The 19,264-nt window shown below is 62.4% G+C and carries 17 protein-coding genes; 6 read left to right on the top strand and 11 right to left on the bottom strand.

Features of this window, described 5'->3' with window-relative positions; translation table 11 throughout:
* The first annotated feature begins 67 nt into the window (after window positions 1–67).
* Window positions 68–541, top strand: a complete 474-nt coding sequence (locus QQL76_RS03220; protein WP_499206354.1) for an Lrp/AsnC family transcriptional regulator — start codon at window positions 68–70, stop codon at window positions 539–541.
* A 3-nt stretch (window positions 542–544) separates the two neighbouring features.
* On the opposite strand, the gene QQL76_RS03215 is transcribed toward QQL76_RS03220, so the two are convergent.
* A complete protein-coding gene (locus QQL76_RS03215; protein WP_499206353.1) occupies window positions 545–1,600 on the bottom strand; it encodes a PALP domain-containing protein in 1,056 nt (351 codons plus the stop codon).
* 2 nt (window positions 1,601–1,602) lie between these two features.
* Window positions 1,603–2,547: a LysR family transcriptional regulator gene (locus QQL76_RS03210; RefSeq protein ID WP_499206352.1), complete on the bottom strand. Its 945-nt coding sequence runs from the start codon at window positions 2,545–2,547 to the stop codon at window positions 1,603–1,605.
* 101 nt (window positions 2,548–2,648) lie between these two features.
* On the opposite strand from QQL76_RS03210, the gene QQL76_RS03205 reads away from it, so the two are divergent.
* A complete protein-coding gene (locus QQL76_RS03205; protein WP_499206351.1) occupies window positions 2,649–3,587 on the top strand; it encodes a DMT family transporter in 939 nt (312 codons plus the stop codon).
* A 136-nt stretch (window positions 3,588–3,723) separates the two neighbouring features.
* Window positions 3,724–4,368 carry a GntR family transcriptional regulator gene (locus tag QQL76_RS03200; RefSeq protein WP_499206350.1) on the top strand — a complete coding sequence of 215 codons (645 nt, stop codon included), beginning with the start codon at window positions 3,724–3,726 and terminating at the stop codon, window positions 4,366–4,368.
* Window positions 4,369–4,393: 25 nt separating this feature from the next.
* Here the strand turns inward: QQL76_RS03200 and QQL76_RS03195 are convergent, their stop codons facing one another.
* The 8 genes from QQL76_RS03195 to QQL76_RS03160 form a co-directional block, all read right to left on the bottom strand.
* Window positions 4,394–5,974 carry a gamma-glutamyltransferase family protein gene (locus QQL76_RS03195; protein ID WP_499206349.1) on the bottom strand — a complete coding sequence of 527 codons (1,581 nt, stop codon included), beginning with the start codon at window positions 5,972–5,974 and terminating at the stop codon, window positions 4,394–4,396.
* Between the two features lie 4 nt (window positions 5,975–5,978).
* Window positions 5,979–7,304 carry a TRAP transporter large permease gene (locus QQL76_RS03190; RefSeq protein WP_404863991.1) on the bottom strand — a complete coding sequence of 442 codons (1,326 nt, stop codon included), beginning with the start codon at window positions 7,302–7,304 and terminating at the stop codon, window positions 5,979–5,981.
* A gap of 1 nt (window position 7,305) precedes the next feature.
* The gene (locus QQL76_RS03185; RefSeq protein WP_499206348.1) at window positions 7,306–7,842 is read right to left on the bottom strand and encodes a TRAP transporter small permease subunit; all 537 of its coding nucleotides are present in this window, start codon (window positions 7,840–7,842) and stop codon (window positions 7,306–7,308) included.
* A gap of 5 nt (window positions 7,843–7,847) precedes the next feature.
* Window positions 7,848–8,930 (bottom strand): TRAP transporter substrate-binding protein, encoded by a 1,083-nt coding sequence (locus QQL76_RS03180; RefSeq protein WP_499206347.1) that lies wholly within the window; start codon window positions 8,928–8,930, stop codon window positions 7,848–7,850.
* 289 nt (window positions 8,931–9,219) lie between these two features.
* Entirely contained in the window at window positions 9,220–9,729 is a 510-nt protein-coding gene (locus tag QQL76_RS03175) for a Dps family protein (RefSeq protein ID WP_499206346.1), read from the bottom strand.
* A gap of 127 nt (window positions 9,730–9,856) precedes the next feature.
* The gene (locus QQL76_RS03170) at window positions 9,857–13,012 is read right to left on the bottom strand and encodes an efflux RND transporter permease subunit (protein ID WP_499206345.1); all 3,156 of its coding nucleotides are present in this window, start codon (window positions 13,010–13,012) and stop codon (window positions 9,857–9,859) included.
* 2 nt (window positions 13,013–13,014) lie between these two features.
* Window positions 13,015–14,244 (bottom strand): efflux RND transporter periplasmic adaptor subunit, encoded by a 1,230-nt coding sequence (locus QQL76_RS03165; RefSeq protein WP_499206344.1) that lies wholly within the window; start codon window positions 14,242–14,244, stop codon window positions 13,015–13,017.
* Between the two features lie 138 nt (window positions 14,245–14,382).
* Window positions 14,383–15,012, bottom strand: a complete 630-nt coding sequence (locus QQL76_RS03160; RefSeq protein WP_499206343.1) for a TetR/AcrR family transcriptional regulator — start codon at window positions 15,010–15,012, stop codon at window positions 14,383–14,385.
* Window positions 15,013–15,219: 207 nt separating this feature from the next.
* Here QQL76_RS03160 and katE point away from each other — a divergent pair, with 207 nt between their 5' ends.
* From katE to QQL76_RS03145, 3 genes are all read left to right on the top strand, one after another.
* Complete coding sequence (gene katE / locus QQL76_RS03155; RefSeq protein WP_499206342.1) at window positions 15,220–17,331, top strand: catalase; 2,112 nt, start codon at window positions 15,220–15,222, stop codon at window positions 17,329–17,331.
* Between the two features lie 167 nt (window positions 17,332–17,498).
* Complete coding sequence (locus QQL76_RS03150) at window positions 17,499–18,257, top strand: cytochrome c oxidase assembly protein (RefSeq protein WP_499206341.1); 759 nt, start codon at window positions 17,499–17,501, stop codon at window positions 18,255–18,257.
* On the top strand, window positions 18,254–18,754 hold the full coding sequence (locus tag QQL76_RS03145) for a CopD family protein (RefSeq protein WP_499206340.1): 501 nt from the start codon (window positions 18,254–18,256) through the stop codon (window positions 18,752–18,754). The genes QQL76_RS03150 and QQL76_RS03145 overlap by 4 nt, the downstream gene beginning before the upstream one ends.
* Here the strand turns inward: QQL76_RS03145 and QQL76_RS03140 are convergent.
* Entirely contained in the window at window positions 18,735–19,235 is a 501-nt protein-coding gene (locus QQL76_RS03140) for a DUF2231 domain-containing protein (RefSeq protein ID WP_499206339.1), read from the bottom strand. The genes QQL76_RS03145 and QQL76_RS03140 overlap by 20 nt on opposite strands.
* Window positions 19,236–19,264 lie beyond the last annotated feature (29 nt).

Below are 19,264 nucleotides of genomic sequence, written 5' to 3'. Positions count from 1 at the left end.
AGATGCAGTGGGAAATGTTCATCAAAATGTTTGCAAAACAAACACGAATTGGGTCAAATGAACGACGATGACCCGAAAAATCGATCAATTTGACGCAAGACTATTGCGAGAGCTTCAGCTAGACGCTGGCCTGTCGCAGCGCGATTTGGCCCAGAAGATCGGCCTGTCGCAAAATGCGTGCTGGAGACGGCTGAAGGCGCTGGAAGACGACGGCATCATTGCCGGCCGCACGATCCGCGTTGCCCGCCACAAGGTCGAACTGGGCCTCGTCGTCTTCGTCATGGTGCGCACCCGCCACCACTCGACGAGTTGGCTGAAGACGTTCCGCACCCATGTGTCGTCGATCCCGGACATTACCGACTTTTTTCGGATCGGCGGCGACTACGACTACATGTTGAAGATCGTCACCCGCGACATGATCAGCTACGACGCCGTCTACCAGCGCCTGATCGAGGCGGTCGAGCTCGAATCCGTGACGTCCTATTTCGCGATGGAAGCTATCGAGGAACATCGTCCGCTGACGATCCATCCCCATCGTTGAGCGTCACGTGCCTTCGGTGATTACGACCAGAACGCGGGCATCAGCACCAAGATCACCGACCGCTTTCTGGTAGCCGATCGCGCCGGCAAATCCCGCAGCACCGGAAGGCGTCGTGGCAATCCCCACTGTCAAGAGCATGCTGGCGGCATCGGCGGCCTCCTCTTCCGTCACGGTTAGGCAGCCATCGGCGAGCCGGGCGATCGTGGCCAAAGCGACATGCGACGGCTCCTTGCAGTCGAGCCTCCCCATGGCCGAGACCGGCCCATCGGCGCGCACCGCGCGCCCGGCGACAAGGCTCTCCATGATGCATGGCGCGAATGCCGGCTCGACGACAAGCGCCTCGAAGCCATCGCTTCCCCAGGCATTTCTGAAGCGCGCGAGCATCGCTGCCGCGAACCCACCCACGCCTGCCTGCAGAACGACATGCGTCGGCGGCGTCACCATCTCGTTCACGATCTCTTCGGCGAGCGCCAGATAGCCGGCCATGACGTCGAGGGCCGGCGTCGTATAGCCGGGCCACGTGGAATCGGAGAGCAGCGTCCAGCCATTGGCGTCGGCAGCCTCGGCCGCCGCTGCCATGCTGGCCTCGTAGTCATGGCCTTGACGGACGACCCGTGCCCCCTTGCGGCGGAGCCTTCCGGCGATCTCGTCCGACACCGTCTCGCTGATGAAGATGACGGCATGCGCGCCGAAGACGCGCGCTCCGGCCGCGACCGACATTCCGTGATTGCCAGCACTCGCCGTCACATAGGTCCGGCCAGCAAGCGCCGACGCGAGATTGTCATCGCCCGCAGCCGCAACGGCATCGCGCGCAATCGCATAGGCGGCGCCGAGCGCCTTGAACGATCCGAGCCCCATCCGCGCCGTCTCGTCCTTGACCCAAAGGCTTGCACCGCCGATCGATGCGCCGAGCGACGACATGCGCAACAACGGCGTCGGAAGATAGGCCGGACATCGCGACAGCAACGCAAGCACCGGGCCAGCGTCATCGGCAAGCTGCGGCAGTGCCGCAAGCTCCGCAGGCAGTTCCTTTGCCTTCCAAGGGTTCGCCCGATACATCTTCAGTCCTCCTTTACCGGCATCACTGGCCCAAGCAGGGCGTCGACTCTTTCGAGCGATGCGACCCGTTCCGCGTTCAGGGAATCGATGCAGTTCTGGATTGCGCCAGGCCGTTCAAGCCGCCGCGGCGTCACCAATGTCGTATGGAAAGGCAGGCGATCTTTGAGGCGGAGCATCGTTGCACCGGAGCCGAGGAAGTCGAGAGCGGTGATCGGGTTCATGATCCCGACCCCGAGCCCGGCTGCGACCATGGACCCGACCCCATGGCTTGTCGCCGTTTCCACCACATGGCGTGGACGAGCGCCGGCCGCATCCATGATCGCCTCCGTTCGGCGCCGATAGGGATCGGTCTCGGCGATCGCTATCATCGCCTCGCCGTCGAGGTCCGCGAGGCTGATCGCGCCGCATCCCGCCAGCCGATGCCCCGGCGGCAGCAACGCAATCTCGTTCATGTCGGTGAACCGCTCCGCAGCAAGTTCATCCGACGCGGCCACCTCGAACGCCACGATCCCGAGGTCCAATTCCTGGTCCCGCAACGCCCGCAGGAGGTCTCGAACTGTCAACGGCACCAGGGAGACGTGACGGTCAGGCTCGTCGCGCAAAAAAGAAGCCGTTGCCCGAGCGATGAAGCCTTGCGCGAAGGCCGGCAGGCAACCGATCCGGACCATGCCGCGACGGCGGCGCAGGATCATCTCGGCCGCATGCCCGATCCGCTCCAGGCCTGCAAAGCTCGCCTCCACCTGCGCCATCAGTTCCCTGGCTTCCGCGGTCGGATGCAGTCGCCCCTCGCGACGCTCGAACAGCTGGAGCCGCGTTGCGTCCTCCAGTTGCTTCAATGCCCGGGTCACGCTCGGTTGCGAGGTGTTGAGCACATTAGCAGCCGCAGTCGCCGTGCCGAGCCTCATGACGGCAGAGAAACATTCGAGCTGATGGGCCGACGGACGCATGATCCATATCCAGAATGAATAGATGCCGCATCAGTCTCTATTGGTTGCGTATGGAAAACAATGGCATTGAGGCGCCGATGCGACCCAATCGGAGTTCGACCTTGCCCTCGACCCACGCGACAGCGCCCCATGCTGCTCAACACCCTGCCGAGCCGGTAGGCAGCGCCCTCAGAGGCATCGTGATGATGCTGCTTGCCTGCGCTTTGATCGCGGCGACGACGCTCATCGCCAAGGCGCTCGGTCAAGGGATCGGTTCAGACGGCGGTTCACCGCTGCATCCGCTGCAGGTGAGCGCGGGCCGTTTTCTGTTTGCCTGGCTCGCCTTGATGCCGATCGTCGCGATCCTTCGTCCTTCCCTTAAGAGCGCCAAGCTGCCCTATCACATCGGCCGTTCCGTCGCCGGTTGGGCGGGCGTCACCTGCCTGTTCGCCGCCTCGGCCTATATGCGGCTTGCCGATGCCACGGCGATTTCGTTTCTCAACCCGATCGTCGCGATGATCCTCGCCATCCCGCTTCTCTCCGAGCGCGTCGGGCCGTGGCGCTGGGCCGCCGCCGGGCTCGCGCTCATCGGTGCCATGGTGCTGATCCGGCCCGGCAGCGAGGCTTTCCAGCCGGTGGTCTTCGTCGCCCTCGCCTCCGCGCTGTTTCTCGGTCTTGAAGCCATCATGATCAAGGTGCTCGCGGGTGGCGAGCCGCCCTTGCGAATCCTCGTCATCAACAACACAATCGGCATGCTCATTGCGGTCACGGCCGCGAGCTTCGTCTGGATCTGGCCGACCACCACGCAATGGTTGATGCTCGCGCTTCTCGGTTCGATCATGGTCTGCGCCCAGACGTGCTTCATCCAGGCCATGAAGAGCGGCGATGCCAGCCTCGTCATGCCGATCTTCTATGCAACGCTCATATTCGCGGCGATCTACGACTTCGCCCTGTTCGGCATCGTGCCGCCGGCAACGAGCTTTATCGGTGCGGCCCTGATCGTCAGCGGCGCCCTGCTCCTCGCCTGGCGCGAGAGCAATCGCAGGAAGAACGCCTCTTAATCAGCGAGCGCAGTGGAGCTCCACATCGGTCGAGGACAAATCTGAATGCATGTTGCGCGGCGCGGCCGTTCGGAAGACACTTTCATAGCGAAAGCCTGAATGAACTGCCGCCGAGCGTTTGGTCCAAAATTACGTCATGCACATGCACAAGAACGTCCACAGCGCATTCATCGCCGCCGAGTTGGAACGGGAAATCGTCAATCAGGTTCTGCCGGCGGGCAGCAAGCTCGATGAAAACGCGCTGGCCAAGCGTTTCGGCGTTTCCCGAACACCCGTGCGCGAAGCGCTTCATGTGGTCGTATCCAGGTCGCTCGCGCAACGCGTGCCCTATCGCGGCGTTATCGTCTCGGAGCAATCGAGCGAGCGGATCGGCGAGATGTTCGAGGCGATGGGCGAGATCGAGGCGCTCTGCGGTCGGCTGGCTGCCGAGCGGATGACGGTCAGCGAGCGCGCAGCCTTCGAAACGCTGCATCTGAAGATGCAGCGCATGGCCGAACAGCGCGATTTTCAAAGCTATGATCTGGCGAACACCGATTTTCACGGCATGATCTTCGACGGCTCGCACAATGGCGAAGTCGTCGAGATCGCGCAGGCCTTGCGCCTCAAGCTCGCGCCGTTCCGCTCCTCGCAGTTCCGGATGACCGAGCGCATCGCCCGCTCCTGTGCCGAGCACGACACGATCGTCACGGCAATCTTGGATCGTAACGCGCGCGACGCGGAAAAAGCGCTCCGCCGCCATCTGCAAAGTGCGGCACGAGCGGTGCTCGATCGGCGGAACTGATCCGCCGACCGGGCGCGACCATGCTTCAGTAGCTGATAGCTGCCCCGTCCGAGCGCGGGTCGGAAGCGCTCTCCATCAGCCCATCGGCGTGGAGAACGACCGCGCCGGCATGACCTGCGAGATCGGAGAATTCGGGAATGATCTCCACCTCGTGACCCGCCTGGCCGAGATCTTCGATCAGGTCCGCGGGGAAACGGCTTTCGAGCTTCAGCGTCGTCGTGGCATCGCCCCACGTCTTGCCGAGGAGCCAGCGCGGTGCCGTTACTGCCTGCTGCAAATCCTGGCCGAACTGTGCGTAGCGGGTGAAGACAGCCGCCTGCGTCTGCGGCTGGCCTTCGCCACCCATCGTTCCGTAAGCAAAGATGCGCCCATCCGAGAGCTCGGCCATGGCCGGGTTCAACGTGTGGAAAGGCCGCTTGAAAGGCGCAAGTTCGTTCGGCCCGGGTTTCAGGGAGAACCCAGCGCCACGGTTTTGGAAGAACACGCCCGTTGCCGGACAAGTCAGGCCGGAGCCGAACTCCCAGAAGACACTCTGTATGAAGGACACCACGGTGCCTTCGGCATCGACTGCGCCCATCCAGATCGTGTCGCCTTCCTTCGGCTCGTAAGGCCAGGGCAGCGCGCGCTGGCGGTCGATCCGGCTGGCCATGGCATCCAGTCCTGCCGCATCGAGCCAGGATTGCGCCGGCTCTGTCATCGCGTCCGGATCGCCAAGTTCGGCATTGCGCTTGATGAAGGCCTGTTTGGTCGCTTCGATCAGGCCGTGAAGATGGTCGAAACCTTCGGCTTCCGTGATGCCCAGACGGTCGAACAGCCCGAGGATCATCAGCGACGAGATACCCTGCGTCGGTGGCGTCATGTTGAAGAGCGTGCCGAGCGAGGTGGTGAGCGACAGCGGCGCGACTTCGCTCGCCGCGAAGCTGTGGAAGTCGGACAGTCGCAGCGGACTCCCATTGGCTTCGAGATAGCGCGCATGGGCAGCAGCGATGTCGCCCTCGTAGAAGCTTTCAAGACCGTGTTCGGCAAGATGGGCCAGTGTATCAGCGAGCGCCGCCTGCTTCATCCGGTGCCCGGCGCGAGGCGGTGCGCCATCGACAAGGAACTGCTCCGCAAATCCCGGCACGTTTGCAAGCGTCGACAGCTTGTCGCGGGTGCAATCGGACTGATTTCCAGTGACGGCAATGCCGTCGCGCGCGTAGCCGATGGCCGATGCCAGCAAATCGGAAAGCGGCAAGGGTCCGCCACCATGCTGCAAGGCCAGCCGCCATCCATCGATGGTCCCGGGCACGGTCAACGCAGCCAGGCCGCCGCGCGCCGGGATGGCGTCGGCATGGCCGGCATTCCTGTAGAAGGCGACATCCGCGAGAGCCGCAGCCCGTCCACAGCCCGAAATACCGATGGGCGCTGCGCCCTTCTTCTTGATAAGCCAGAAGCCGTCGCCACCGATGCCGTTCATGTGCGGATAGACGACAGCGATCGTCGCCGCCGCTGCCACCATCGCCTCGACGGCTGTACCGCCCGCTTGGAGGATATCGCGCCCGGCAAGCGCCGCCGCACGATGCGGCGCGGTGAACGCACCTTTGTAACCCAACGCACTCTTCAGCATGTCATCACCAACCGATTGCTTCCGGCAGCCATGTCGCAAGGCCCGGGAACAGATAGACCATGAACACCGCCAATGCCTGAATCGCGATGAAGGGCACAACCCCCCGATAGATATCGAGCGTGGTCACGCCCGGCGGCGCGACGCCCTTCAGGAAGAAGAGCGCCCAGCCGAAGGGCGGCGTCAGGAACGACATTTGCAGGTTCACCGCAACGAGAATCGCGATCCAGGTGAGGTCGGCGCCGGCGCTCGCGAAAACCGGGAGGAACAGCGGAAGCGCGATGTAGGAAATCTCGATCCACTCCAGGAAGAAACCGAGGAAGAAGATCAGGATCATCAGGAACAGGATCTGCCCATCCAGTCCGCCGGGCACCATGCTGAAAGCATCGTGAACAAGACGCTCGCCGCCGAGACCGCGAAAAGCGAGAGCGAAGGGCTGAGCGAAGATCAGGATCATGAACACCATGGCCGAGGCGATGAAGGACGCCCGCACGACCTCCCGCATCATCGGATAGGTAAGCCGGCCGGTAAACGCCGCGAGCAGGATGGAGCCGAGCGCGCCCATGGAGGCTGCTTCCGTCGGCGCCGCAACACCGCCGATGATGGATCCCAGTACGAGAAAGATCAGCGCGATGGGCGGCGCGACGACCTGCAGGAGCTTTACCGCAAGCTCTCGGCCTGAGATGGCGTCGCGTTCGGCCTGCGGGATCGGAGGCATGGAGTCCGGCTTCATCAGGCCAAGAACGATGATGTAGAGGACGAACATGCCCGACAGCAGAAGACCGGGAATGAGGGCTGCGGCAAACAGCGTGCCGACCGACTGGCCCATGATATCGGCCAGCAGGATCAGAACCAGGCTTGGCGGAATGATCTGCCCAAGCGTACCGGACGCACAGATCACGCCGGTCGCAACACCCTTGTCGTAACCGCGATTGATCACCGGTGCGAGCGCAATGAGGCCAAGCGTGACGACCGTTGCGCCGACGACGCCGGACGCAGCGCCCATCAAAACGCCGACGATGATGATGGCAAGCGCCATGCCGCCGCGGATGCCGCCCATCGCCAGACCGATGACGTCGAGCAATTGCTCCGCGATCTTCGATCGCTCCAGCATCAGGCCCATGAAGATGAAGAGAGGCAATGCCAGGAGGGTATAGTTGGTGATGACGCCGTAGATGCGCGCCGGCACCAGATTGAACAGCATGGGCCCGAAGCCCGCATAGCCGAACACGAAGCCGGTAACGGCAAGGCAGATGGCGACAGGAATGCCCGCCATCAGCATGACGAAGAAGGCGCCGATCATGGCGAGCGCCAGAAATTCGGTGAATGGCATGTCAGTGCGTGTCCGGATTGGCCAAAGGCTGCTTCAGATGCACACGCCGCACGATGCTTTCGAGCATCATCGACAGCGCCTGAAGCGCGAGCAGAACGAAGGCGATAGGGATCAGGGCCTTCAGCAGAAAGCGATAGCGCAGGCCGCCCGGATCCGGCGAAATCTCGCCGATTGAATAGCTCTGGTTTACGTAGCTGATCGACAGCCAGACGATGAAGATCGACGCAAGCATCAGCATCGCTGCCGCGATGATGTCGATCGTCGCTTTCAACTCGGGTGAAAACTTGTCGTAAAGAACATCGACCCGGACCTCACCGCCCTGGTTCAGACCATAGGACATTCCAAGCAGCGCGCCTGCGGCCATCAGGTGCCATTCCGCTTCCTGGGTCGCGACGCTGCTGATGCCGAGCGCGTAGCGCGACAGCACGTTGAATGCGACGAGAAGGACGAGCGCGAGACCGAGCCACGCCGCCATCTGGCCGACAATGCGAACGACACGCGCGGTGCCGTTCGCAGTCTTTTCGAGCATTGCCGTCATGGCAATCAGCCGGCCATGTTGTGGTAAGGCCGCTCCGAGACACCCGACCACTGGTCGTGCTGGGCCTTGAACGCCATGAACGCGTCATGCACCTTGCGCACCGATGGGTCCGCCGCGGCACCTTCTTCAAGAACCGCCATCGTTGCTTCGCGCAGCGCTGTTACCACGTCGTCCGGCAAGGTGCCGGCGATGACGCCTTCATTGGCCACGAGATCGGCGAGCGCTTCGGAGTTGGTTGCTTCGCACCAGGTATGGCTTTCGACGTTGCAGGCCATGGCGGCCGCTTCGACGATTGCCTTCAGATCGTCGGGAAGCGAATCCCAGGCTGCCCGGTTGATCAAAAGTTCAGTGACGTTGCACGGCTCGTGCCAGCCGGTGGTGTAGTAGTATTTCGCCGCGTTTTGCAGGCCGAGGCGACGATCCTGGTAGGGACCGACGAACTCGGCCGCATCGATGACGCCGCGCTCGAGAGCCGGGAAGATTTCACCGCCCGGCAGCAGGCGCACATCGACGCCGAGCGTCGCATAGACGCGTCCGGCAAGACCCGGAATACGCATGACGAGACCGCGGAAGTCCTCGACGGTTTCAATCGGCTCGCGGAACCAGCCGGTCATCTGCACGCCCGTGTTGCCCATGGGCAGCGCCTTGACGCCAAGCGGCTCATAAAGCTCGTCCCACAGTTCCATGCCGCCGCCATGATAGAGCCAGGCGTTCTGGCCCTGGAAGTTGAGGCCGAACGGGACCGTGGTGAAATACTGCGCGGCAGGCACGCGGCCGGCCCAGAAATAGGAGTTTGCCGCGTTCATCTGCACCGTGCCGGATGAGACGGCGTCGAAACCTTCCAATGCAGGAATCAGTTCGCCCGCAGCAAAATGCTGGATCCGCAGCCGTCCTCCCGACATGCGCTCGACCTTGGCGCAGAAATCCGTCGGGCTGCCCGGACCTTCCACGTAGAAGGGCGAGCCAGGCCCATATGCATTCGTCATCTGCCAGGTGAATGTGTCCTGGGCCCTCGCGATCGACGGCGCGGTCAGTGGAACGCTGGCCGTAGCGAACGCGGATGCTGTCAGAAAGTTGCGGCGTTTCATGGAGTGTCCTCGGATCTGAATGTGCGCTTGGGAAGATGCGCACCATGGCTAGCAATGTGCATGCCAGATCGGAGGATCAGTCGTTTCGTAGGGCTTCGGGCTCTGCAGCGAGAGCAAAATTGTATACAAGACGCCTGCGGAAGACGCACCATGCATACAAATGCGGCAGTGAATGATGCGTGAGGCTGCAGCGGGCGCTTCGGGCCGCCAGACTTGGCCGCCTGCTCAAATGTAAAAAGGCCGCACGGGATTGGCGTGCGGCCTTTTTCCTACATCGAAGCGACGCAGCTTAGTCCGTAACAAGCGCCCGCAGCATCCAGACCGTCTTTTCGTGAATGGTCATGCGGCCGACGAGCATGTCGTGTGAGACGAAGTCGTCAGCCTCTTCGGCGACTTCCGCAGCTTCGCGCATCTTGCGAATGGTGCTCTCGTGCTCGGAGATAAGATCTTCGATCATCTCGTGCGCCGTCTTGCTCTCGGCGCCGAGCTCGATGACGATATCGTGCCCCTTGTTGCCGACGACAGGCGCTCGGTAGCCCAGAGCACGAATGCGCTCGGCGATTTCGTCCGTCGCCTTGAAGAGATCGTTGTACTGCACCTCGGTCATCTCGTGGATCGAGTGGAACAACGGCCCGACTACGTTCCAATGATAGATGTGCGTCTTGACCAGAAGCGCATAGGTGTCCGCCAGGATGGCCGACAGGTTCTGCGCAATCGTCTCGCGCGCTTTGTCGTCGAGACCGAAATTGACGTTTTCTTCGCGCGGCTTGGGATCCAGCGCCTTCTGTGCTTTGCTCACGGCATGCTCCTTCTTGTTGTTATATGAGTAACTGAGAAGATGGAGCAGAGTTGCATTTTGCCAATGGACGTTTTGACGCGATCTGCGCGCCGGCCGCGATTTCAGACGCGGCCGGCTTAGACAACGTTCACTCAGCGGCGATCGGCATGGGATACCGCTTGCGATCGTCCCGCTCATTCCCCTCGTCGCGACCGCCATGACCACCCGTCGGAAGATCCGGCTCGTCAGGCGCGTTGGGCTTGAGGATCCAGCCGGCCAGACGGGACGCATGGTGCGTCAGGTCATCCATCAGCGTGTAGAAGGACGGAATGAAGATCAGCGACAGGAGCGTCGAGACAAGCAGTCCGCCGATGACCGCAATGGCCATGGGCGCCCGGAACTCCCCGCCCTCGCCCGTGCCGAGTGCCGCCGGTACCATGCCGGCAGCCATGGCGAGCGTCGTCATGATGATCGGCCGCGCACGCTTGCGCCCCGCATCGACGATGGCATCGATCTGCGGCATGCCGTGCTTTTCCTGCTCGACGGCGAAATCGACGAGCATGATCGAGTTCTTCGTCACGATGCCCATCAGCATGAGGATACCGATGACGACCGGCATGGAGACGGCGTTGTTTGTCAGCTGAAGTGCGAGCACCACGCCGCCGATCGACAGCGGCAGAGACGCCAGGATCGTGATCGGCAGGAAGAACGAGCCGAACAGCAGGATGAGCACGCACAGCACCATCATGATGCCGGCACCCATGGCTGTCGCGAAACCCGCGAACACCTCGGCCTGGATCTCCGCGTCACCCGTTTCCTGAATGCGAACGCCGGCGGGGAAGTTCTTCACCGCCTCGCTGGCCATGATCCATTCCGTGCCCTGCCCGATCTCGTAGCCGGCAGCCATGCCCGTGCCGACCTTGACCAGCCGCTCGCGGTCGAAGCGGTCGATCGTCGACGCGCCTTGACCGTAGCTGACATCGGCGACCGCCGTCAGCGGAACGGTGCCGCCACTGCCGGTCGGGATGCGCATGGCCTGAATGGTCGCCAGGTCGTTGCGCGCTACGTCGCTCAGTTGGACCTTGATCGGGATCTGCCGGTTCGGCAGGTTGAACTTGGCGAGATTGGCACCCGCATCGCCGATGGTGGCAACACGGATCGTCTGCGAGATCAGCTCAGGCGCGATACCGAGATCGGCCGCCTGGTCGAGCCGTGGCGTGATGCGGATTTCCGGCCGGTCGAACGCCGACATGGCCGAAGGGTTGGAGAACATCGGCGCGTCGCGCATCTCTTCCTCGAGCATGCGCGCTGCTTCCGCGACCGCAGCGCCATCCTGGCCGAGAACACCGACCGACAATTCGCGTTCGCCACGCTCATTGACGTTGAAGAAGCGTATGTCAGGCACCTGTGCCATGCGCGCAGCCATATCTTCTTCGACGGCAAACTGCGTGCGCTCACGCTCACCCTTGCGCACCAGATTGGTGATGATCGACGCGCGGCGCACTTCGAGCGTCCCGGTGGGACTGGAGCCGCCAACGACCATGACCGAAGCCACTTCGGGAATCTCCTTGAGGCTGGCGGCGATCGCGTTGGTGGTCTCGCGCGTATCGTCGAGCGTGGAACCCGGCGGCAGCTCGACCGACGTCACGACACGCGAGGAATCTTCGCGCGGAATGAAGCCGGTCGGCAGAAAGCCGATGCTCCAAACCGAAGCTGCAAATAGCCCGATGCCGACAGCCAGCGTCACGAAACGGAAGCGCAGCGTTGCGCGCAAGAAGCGCGTATAGCCGCGCAGCAACCAGCCTTCGCGCTCGTCTTCGTCCCCATGGTTCTTCATGAAATACGCCGCCATCATCGGCGTGATGAGACGCGCGACGAGCAGCGAGAAGAAGACGGCCACGGCAACGGTGAGACCGAACTGCTTGAAGTATTGGCCCGCGACGCCGCCCATGAAGGACACCGGCGCGAAAACCGCGATGATGGTGAGCGTGATCGCGATGACGGCAAGGCCGATTTCGTCGGCCGCCTCCATCGCCGCGCGATAGGGCGACTTGCCCATGCGCATGTGCCGGACGATGTTCTCGATTTCCACGATTGCATCGTCGACGAGAATCCCCGTCACGAGCGTGATGGCGAGCAGGCTGACGAGATTGAGCGAAAAGCCCATCATGTCCAGCGCCCAGAAGGTGGGAATGGCCGCCAGCGGTAGGGTTACGGCCGCAACCAGCGTCGCCCGCCAGTCCCGCAGGAAGAGGAACACCACGATGACCGCGAGGGCCGCCCCTTCGACCAGGGTGTGCATCGCGGATTCGAAGTTGCCATAGGTATAGGTGACGCTGTCGTCGATCTTCGAAAAGGTCACGTCCGGATAAAGCGCGGCAAGTTCCGCCACCTTGGCAGCAGCGGCATCGGCCACCGACGTGTCGCTCGCGCCCTTCGCGCGGTAGATGGAGAAGGACACGACCGGGTTGCCATCGAGCGAAGCGAAGGAGCGCGGCTCCTCCCAGCTGTCCGAGATCGTTCCGATGTCTCCGAGACGCACCGTTCGGCCGCCTGAAAGCGCGATGCTCGTCTGGGCGAGCGTCTCGATGGAATCGGCCGAGGCAAGTGTGCGGATCGTCTGTTCCTGACCGCCGAAATCGCCGCGGCCACCCGGCAGGTTGACGTTGGTCGCGCGCAGCTGCGCATTGACCTCGGTCGCGGTGATGCCGAGCGATAAAAGGCGATCGGGATCGAGCTCGACGTGGATTTCGCGCGTTACGCCGCCCATGCGGTCGACCTGACCGACACCCGGCAGGCCCTGCAACTCGCGGATCACCGCATCATCGACAAGCCAGGAAAGTTCTTCAGGCGTCATGCCCGGCGCGGAAGCCGCATAGGTGACGATCGACTGGTTCTCGACGTTGACGCGGCTGATGATCGGTTCGTCGATGGTGCGCGGCAGGTCGGCTCGGATCTCGGCGACCGCATCCTTGACGTCGTTCAACGCCTGATCGGTATCGACCTCGAGCCGAAAGATCGCAGAGGTGACGGACTGACCGTCCGTGACGGTCGACTGGATGTCGTCGATCCCGGCGATGCCGGCAACGCTGTCCTCGACGAGTTTCGTAACCTGCGTTTCCAGTTCGGCCGGCGCAGCACCGGACTCGGTGATGACGACGGAGATGACTGGCACGTCGATGTTCGGAAAACGCGTGATCGGCAGGTTCAGGAACGACACCCAACCGAGAACAACCAGCACGACGAAGAGAAGAATGGACGGAACCGGGTTGCGGATCGACCAGGCGGAAATGTTCCAGTTCATGGCTATTGATCCCCGCTTTCGGCCTGAGCCACAGCTGTCACGGCATCGCCGTCGCGCACGAAGGAACCGGCGCGCCTGACGATCACTTCGCCCGCCTCCAGACCCGTCAACACTTCGACGCGGTCAGCCGTTCGCAGGCCCGTCGTCACGGTTCGGGTCTCGATGCGCCCATCGACCACGGCCTGCACGGTGGCCTCGCCATCGATCACGACGAGCGCGGACAGAGGAATGATGACACCATTGGAGCTTGCCACCTCGACGACGCCGCGCGCGAAGGCGCCGGGCCGAAGCGCGGGATTGGCTTCGAGAGAAACCCGCATCTCGCCAAGTCGGCTGGCCGCGTTGATCTGCGGGGAGATCAGCCGGACCTCGCCTTCCACGGGCTGCGAAAAGCCCGCCGGGGTTACATGAACCACCATGCCGGTTGAAAGCGACGCCAGGCTCGTTTCCGTGACATCCGCGCTCAATTCCACATCGCCGTCCTCGGCAAGCCGGAAGAGCGGCTCGGCTGAAGGCGAAGCGACCGCGCCGATCCGTGCCGAGCGCGACAGCACCAGACCGTCGGTCGGCGCCTTGATCTCGGTCTTGGTCATGTTCAGATCGATTTCGCGGCGCTGCGCTTCGACGAGCGCCTTGTCGGCAATGGCAAGCTCAAGGCCCTGGCGCGCCGAATTCAGCTGTGCTTCCGCCGAACTCGCCGCGGCGATCCGCTGATCAAGCGTCTGCTGCGCGGTGACGCCGCTGCCCGTCAAGCTCTGCGCCCGCTCCAGAGCGGAGTCGGCTTCGAGCTTGGCGGCTTCCGCCTGAGCGATGCTTGCACGCGCCTGCGCGATACCGGCTTCCGCCCTGGCCAATTGCGATGTGTTCTGGGCAAGCAGGATGTCGATAGTCGCCGCATCGAGGCGCGCCAGCACCTGACCCGCTTTGACCGTGTCTCCGACTTCAGCAAGCACCTCCACGATCTTGAAGCCTTCGACGTCGACGCCGACGATGACTTCCTCACGGGCGACCAGTGTTCCCGTGACCGTGGCAGTCGTCGCGATCTCACCTTCGCGTGCCTCGACGGTGGAAATGGCAGGGGCGCGCACCTGTGGGGTCTGAGGCGGCTCTTGGGCCAGCGCCATGGGCGCAGCCAAAAGCGACGCCACGAACAGGAGCATCGCCCATCCGCGCATCCCCACCGTGTCACCCGCACGTGGCATGTGCGAAGGAAAATCCAAGGCTTCGGTCATCGTTACTGGTTCCGCAAAAGCGCGCATCGAAGTTTTGAGGAGCAAATGGGCTCCACAGCCATCGAGCGGTCGTGTTTCCAACAATGCATGCCATTCAGTCTGCGCCATCCGCCAAAGGTCGGCGGCGACAAAAGTCTCTCAACGGCGCTTTCCGCGCCCGAACACTGCATCGATCATCGCAGCCAGCATCGCGCGAATACGCTCCGGCTCAAGCGCCGGATCGATCGCCGAACGCATGACGATGCCTTCACCGAGCGCCATCATCATCCCGATCGCCGCATCGTGGTCGACAGTCGCATCGATGTCGCCGCGATCCGCTGCCCGTTTGACGAAATCGCTGATGTGCTCGCGCACCATCGCCTCGTTTTCGAGGAAGTTTCGGCCGACCGCACCATTGCGCAGGCCCTCCGCAAAAACTTCGAGCATCATGGGCGTGGCGCCGGGCCGGCGCATCTGCTCGAAATAGGCCATGGCCATGTCAACGAAGGCTTCGGTGAAATCGCCCTCCACCAGAAGCGGCTCCAGCGTGCCGTGGCAGCGCTGCCGCTCATCGAGACAAATGGCTTCGATGATCGCTTCCTTGGATTTGAAGTAGCGATAGAGCGCGCCGGGGCTCATCGCCGCCTCAGCGCAGATCTCCTGCATCGAAGTCTTGTGAAAGCCGGATCGCGCGAAACAGCGCTCGGCGGCTTCCATGATATGGCGCCGGCGACAGTACTGGGCGGTTTCCGGCGTATCGGCCGCTTTGAGAAGCACTGAAATGTTCATGGAAACCGCGCGATCCAAAATGAGAGCGAATGTTCATTCGCACAACACGAGCGCTTTGACAATCGAGCATCGTGCTTTAGCCGATCACGAAATGAGTCAGGCCGCGCCTCTCATCCAATGAGAACTCGGAACATGTCGCTTGCTCGGCGCTTCGGCCGGCATGCCCCTCAAGCGGGGTGTATCAGCTCGCAAAGGAAAACCCTCACAATGGCCGACACTGATAAGCGGAGCGCGCGCCGATCCGAGACGACGACCGTGCATGATCTGACACTGCAGCGAGGCAATGGCGGCGAACTCCACCAGGTGGCAGAGGAAGGCCAGCCAGTCCTGACGACGGCGCATGGCGTGCCGGTGGCCGATGACCAGAACACGTTGAAATACGGCGAGCGCGGCCCTGCCTTGATCGAGGACTTTCATTTTCGCGAGAAAATGTTTCATTTCGACCACGAGCGCATTCCCGAGCGCGTCGTGCATGCGCGTGGCTACGGTGCCCACGGCTATTTCGAAACTTACGATTCACTTGCGGAATTCACCCGCGCCGACATTTTTCAGCGCGCCGGCGAAAAGACGCCGGCTTTCGTGCGGTTCTCCACCGTCGCAGGATCGAAAGGCTCGTTCGACCTGGCACGCGACGTGCGCGGTTTTGCGGTCAAGCTCTATACCAAGGAAGGCAACTGGGATCTCGTCGGCAACAATATTCCGGTGTTTTTCATCCAGGATCCGATCAAGTTTCCCGACGTCGTCCACTCGGTGAAGCCTGAACCCGATCGCGGCTTTCCGCAGGCCCAGTCGGCACACGACAATTTCTGGGACTTCATATCGCTCACGCCGGAATCGATGCACATGATTATGTGGATCATGTCGGACCGGACGATCCCGCGCTCCTTCCGCTTCATGGAAGGCTTCGGCGTCCACACATTCCGGTTGTTGAACGAGAACGACGAGTCCACCTTCGTCAAGTTCATCTGGAAGCCGAAGCTCGGGCTTCAATCCGTGGTTTGGAACGAGGCCGTGAAGATCAACGGCGCCGACCCCGACTTCCACCGCCGTGATCTCTGGGACGCCATCCAAGCCGGCGACTTTCCGGAATGGGAGCTCTGCGTCCAGCTGTTCGACCAGGAATTTGCCGACAGCTTCGACTTCGACGTGCTCGATCCGACCAAGCTGATACCGGAAGAGGTGATCAAGCCGATTCCGGTTGGTCGCCTCGTGCTCGATCGCATGCCGGACAATTTCTTCGCGGAGACCGAACAGGTCGCCTTCATGACCCAGAACGTCCCGCCCGGTATCGACTTCTCGAACGATCCGCTGCTTCAGGGCCGCAATTTCTCCTATTTGGATACGCAGCTGAAGCGGTTGGGCTCCACCAACTTCACGCATCTGCCGATCAATGCGCCCAAGTGCCCGATGCACAACTTCCAGCAGGACGGGCACATGGCGATGCGCAATCGCGTTGGGAGAGCGAACTACCAGCCCAATTCGTGGGGAGAGGGTCCGCGCGAAGATCCCAAACGCGGTCATCGATCCTATCGCGACGAGGTCGAAGGCCCCAAGGTCCGGCTGCGCGCCGAAAGCTTCGCCGACCATTATAGTCAGGCGCGGCAATTCTATAGCAGCCAGACAGCCGTCGAGCAGAAGCACATCGCGATGGCTCTGACGTTTGAGCTTTCCAAAGTCGAGACGTTGGCAATCCGGGAACGGATGATTGCCCATCTGCTCAACATCGACGAGGCGCTGGCAACAATGGTGGCCGAAAATCTCGGCATTCGTGAGATGCCGGAAGCGGCTGACGCCGCCGTCTCCCCGCGCGACGATCTGGAGCCATCGGCGGCCCTGTCGATCATCCAGAATGGGCCCGAAAGCTTTGAGGGACGCAAGCTCGGCGTGCTCGTCAGCGACGGTTGCAACGCCAATCTGGTAGAAGCCCTGCGCTCGGCTCTGGCCGAGGAAGGTGCAAACATCGAGATCGTCGCTCCGAAGGTCGGCGGGGTGGAAGCCTCCGACGGGTCCTTCATCGAAGGCGACCAGATGATCGATGGCGGCCCGTCGGTTCTCTACGATGCCGTCGCCATCATCATCAGCCCGGAAGGTGCGGAAAAACTGGTGAAGGAAGCAACCGCTCGGGATTTCGTGGCCGATGCTTTCGCGCACTGCAAGTTCATCGCCTTCGTCGAGGACGCACGCCCGCTGTTGGACAAAGCAGCGATCGAGATCGATGAAGGCGTGGTCCAGATCGAGAGCGCGGAAGACATTCCGGGCTTCATCGAGATGTGCGGCAAGCTGCGGCTTTGGGCACGCGAGCCTAAAGTAAAGCTGTAGAAAGAAGATTGCCGGTCTGCGAGGCAGTGGCACGCCGCTGCGGAATCGCCTAGGCAGCAACATGCTCGGGCGGGTCAATCCCGCCCGATCTGGTTTTTCGAGCAAAATCAGTTTGAATTCGCGTCGTGAAATGAAAGGATGCGCGTGACAGCAAGGAAGCGCCCCACATGAATTCAGAGGTCTATTGCGGCCCGAGCCCCACGCCGGACACGCTCTGGCAGAGCTGGAACTTCGACCCGTACCTCTTGGGCGCATTGTTCGTCACGACTGGCCTTCTCATCGCGAATTCACGAACGGCCGCCACGCGGCACGGCCCGCTCTACGCAGTCGCTGCTTCCGTCACACTGTTCGTCGCGTTCGTCTCGCCGCTCTGCGCGCTGAGCTCAGCGCTCTTCTCGGCGCGCATCTTCCACCATGTGATGCTGATTGCGATCGCCGCCCCCCTGATCGCGCTCGCTTTGCCGATGCGCCGGCCGCGCAACTCCGGGCTGCTGTCGGCAGCTTTCCTCGTCCATACGATCTTCGTCTGGATCTGGCATGCACCGGCGCCCTACGCGTTCGCGCTGTCGTCCCACTGGGTCTATTGGGCCATGGAGATAACGCTGCTCGGTTCCGCCATCCTCCTGTGGCAGCTGATCTTCGCAGCGCGCCGCGCGCATTCTCTGCCTGCCCTGGCCGCGCTTTTCGGCTCGATCGTTCAGATGGGCATGCTGGGAGCGCTGCTGACCTTCGCCCGCACGCCGCTTTATGGCCACCATATAGCGACGACCGAGGCGTTCGGCCTATCGCCCCTGGCGGACCAGCAGCTAGCGGGCATCCTCATGTGGGTACCGGCTGCCCTGCCTTACCTCCTCGTCGCCCTGATCTTCTCGTCGGCGCTGGTTCAAGAGCGTTTCGCAGCATCCGCCGGGCATGACCGAGGATGATGGTATGGCTGAAATTCCTTCACATCGCGACGATTGCGATCTGGAGCGCCGGGCTCGTTAGCCTGCCGGGGCTCTACGTCCAGCGTGCCCATGCGCGTGACGACGATACGCTTTATCGCCTGCAGGGCATGGTCAGGTTCGCCTATGTGGCCCTGATCTCGCCGGCCGCCTTCATCGCGATCGCGACCGGCACGGCGCTCATCCTCGTGCAGGAAACCTTCGAGCCGTGGTTCCATCTGAAGCTCTTGCTGGTCGCGCTGCTCGTGGTCGTCCACGTGCTGACGGGTCTCGTCATCATCCGGCTGTTCCGGGAAGGCGAGACCTACTCGACCTGGCGGGCAGTCGTCGTGACCATCCTCACGGTGATCGTCGCAACCGCGATCATTGGCGTGGTGCTGCTGAAGCCGGATCTCGGAGATCAGCTCCTGCCTGACATCCTGTCGGAGCCTGGCGCCCTTGGCGACATGTTCCAGCCTCTCATTGATCGCTATTTATGACCAGTCCGACACCATGATCGAACACAAGCTTGCCACCGTGCCACCCGGCCATTCCGGCCATGATGCTCGCGAGGACCGACAGCAGAAGTCCGTGCGGCAGGACCATGGCGTCATCGGCAAGCCGCATGCCCCAATTGGTGCCCATGATGGCGATCAGGGTCATCGCCGCAACCGCATGAGTCCAGCTGGCCACGCGAATGCGAATGCCGCGCACGAACAGCAGTTCGGCTGTGCCCACCAGACCGGCCGCAACGCCCGTAGCGAAGGCAAAACCCGACGACCAGACCGATGCTCTGACCCAGAACTCATCGCCGCTCCACCAGTAGAACACATCGGCGCCGAGCGTGGCGAAGACCAGCGCGATCGGAAAGTGGACACTCATGGCATGGATCGGGTGGCCGGCAACGGCGATGGCGGAATCGATCTTGCTTTCGGCGACCTTTTGAATCACCGGGCTTTCGAGATTTTCCGTTTCGCTCATTCCATCACTCCGTTGGGTTTGCGCCGCGC

Origin of the sequence: Rhizobium albus, from assembly GCA_030160035.1 — a bacterium.
GTDB lineage: Bacteria > Pseudomonadota > Alphaproteobacteria > Rhizobiales > Rhizobiaceae > Georhizobium > Georhizobium albus.
This window is presented reverse-complemented; position numbering and strand designations above follow the sequence as displayed.